General features: G+C 67.2%; 2 protein-coding genes and 1 pseudogene. 2 read left to right on the forward strand and 1 reads right to left on the reverse strand.

The window, feature by feature from the left end:
• A partial coding sequence (locus AC1D1S_RS20865; protein WP_476995415.1) for a serine/threonine-protein kinase occupies positions 1–1,125 on the reverse strand: 1,125 nt, incomplete at its 3' end.
• 107 nt (positions 1,126–1,232) lie between these two features.
• On the opposite strand from AC1D1S_RS20865, the gene lipB reads away from it, so the two are divergent.
• Together lipB and AC1D1S_RS20875 are read left to right on the forward strand one after the other, a co-directional pair.
• On the forward strand, positions 1,233–1,901 hold the full coding sequence (gene lipB, locus AC1D1S_RS20870) for a lipoyl(octanoyl) transferase LipB (protein WP_476995416.1): 669 nt from the start codon (positions 1,233–1,235) through the stop codon (positions 1,899–1,901).
• A pseudogene (locus AC1D1S_RS20875) lies at positions 1,898–2,066 on the forward strand (lipoyl synthase); the annotation flags it as partial. The gene lipB and the pseudogene AC1D1S_RS20875, both read left to right, overlap by 4 nt.

A 2,066-nucleotide genomic window follows, 5' to 3' on the forward strand; every position in this document is an offset into this window, starting at 1 on the left:
CTCCTGACCCGCGGCAACTCCTGCCTGCACCGGCACGCTCTCGCCCGGGCCGAACCCCGGAAACAGCCCGGCGACGGCGTCGGGGGCCGGGCCGCCACCGGCCAGCAGCCAGATGCCGGCCACCAGGGCTGCAGCGGCGAGAGCGGGAAGCAGCGCCCGCCGCGCGGGGGACCTTCGGAATCCGGGGTGGAGTCCGGCTTTCCGGACAGCGCCTGGGCGCCGGCCCGGGCCGGACTGCACGGCCTTGCGTGTGAGCAGTTGGGGGATGACCGTGGGGTGCACGGAGACCGACAGATCGACGGGCTCCGCCCGGGCGCTGCGGTAGACCATAGCGGCAAACTCCGCCGCCGGGGGACGCTCCCGGCGCTCACCGCTCAACCCCGCTTCGAGGGCGGYCACCAACGCTGCCGGCACCTCCGGGACCAGAAGGCTCAGCGGCGGACGATGCACCCCTGGCTCAGGGGCCCGTCCGGTGAGGCAATACCAGCCCAAGGCTGCCAGGGAGTAAATGTCGCGTTCGGGCTGCAGCCCGGCCCGCACAGCGTCCGAGGGGGCGGGATCTTGGAAACCTGCTGTGCCCTCTTCCGCGACCGGAGCGGCGTCGGCCATCATGCGCGCGACGCCGAGATCGGCCAGCAGCGGTTTGCCCTCGGCCGTGAAAAGCACGTTGCCGGGGGCCACATCACCGTGGGTGAAGCCTTGGCCGTGAAGGTATGCCAGCGCCTGCGCGATAGGAGTCAGGACCGTCACCGTTTCGCCGGGACCCAGACGTCCCCGGCTTCCCACGAGCGCCGCAAGCGAGCCGCCGGGTGCGTAGTCCAGCGCAAGCCCGAGGCCGCTGCCGCCAGAGTCGTGAACCGGCAGGCGCACCACCGCGTGCACGCGAAGCAGGTGGCTGTGTGCCAGGGCGGAGAGGATCCGGACTTCGCGCCGCATGACGTCCTCGGCCTCGGATTCTTCCGGTGCGGCGCGGTCGGCATCGAAGCATTTGAGGGCGAACTCGCGGCCCGTTGACTGTTCGGTGACCAGCCACACCGTGGCGCTGCCGCCGCGCCCCAGGAGGCGTCCGACGTCGTAACCGGGAACCTGGGGGGCCGCACCGGCGGCCGGCGGGAGATCTTCCATACCCAAGGAATAGTCGATTGCGCGGAATCGTGCAGAAGTTATCCACAAGCATGAGAGCTTAAGCACACAAACGGGAGGTGGGTGCGGCGGGGTCTAAGCTTGATGCCATGACTCTTGAGTTCAAACAGCTGGGTCTCGCCCCGGACTTCGTCGATTACACGCGCGGATGGGACATCCAGCGCGAATTGCATGAAAAGGTCCTCGCAGGCACCGCGCCCAGCACTGTACTGCTGCTCGAACACGCCGCGGTTTACACCGCAGGCAAGCGCACCGAAGACCATGAACGGCCCTTCGACGGAACTCCCGTTGTGGCCGTGGACCGCGGCGGCAAGCTGACGTGGCACGGCCCCGGCCAGCTCATTGGCTACCCCATCATCAAACTGAAGAACAAGGCTGGCATCCGCGACTACGTGGAGCGGCTGGAAGCGGTCATCATCGCCGTCCTGGCGGACTACGGCATCGCCGCCGTCCGGATCAAGGGCCGCGCGGGCGTCTGGATCGAACAGGACGAAAAGGGTCCGGACCGCAAGATCGCGGCCATCGGCATCCGCGTCAACGAAGGCGTCAMCATGCACGGCTTCGCGATCAACTGCAACAACGATCTCGCCCCCTACGGCCAGATCATCGCCTGCGGGATCAGCGACGCCGGAGTCACCACTATCACCCAGGAACTTGGCAGGGACGTCACCCCGGCGGACCTCGTGTCGCGGATCACCGAAGAACTGCGCAAGAATGAACAAGCCCTAGTTGCAACCCCAGAAGGAGCTTTACTGTGACACTGGCACCAGAAGGCCGGAAGATGCTGCGCATTGAGCAGCGAAACGCGGCCACACCGGTGGAACGGAAGCCGGAATGGATCAAGGCCAAGGTCCAGATGGGCCCGGAGTTCGTCCAGCTCAAAAACCTCGTCAAGAAGGAGGGCCTCCACACGGTGTGTGAGG

The organism is Arthrobacter sp. P1_A5 (assembly GCF_056406825.1).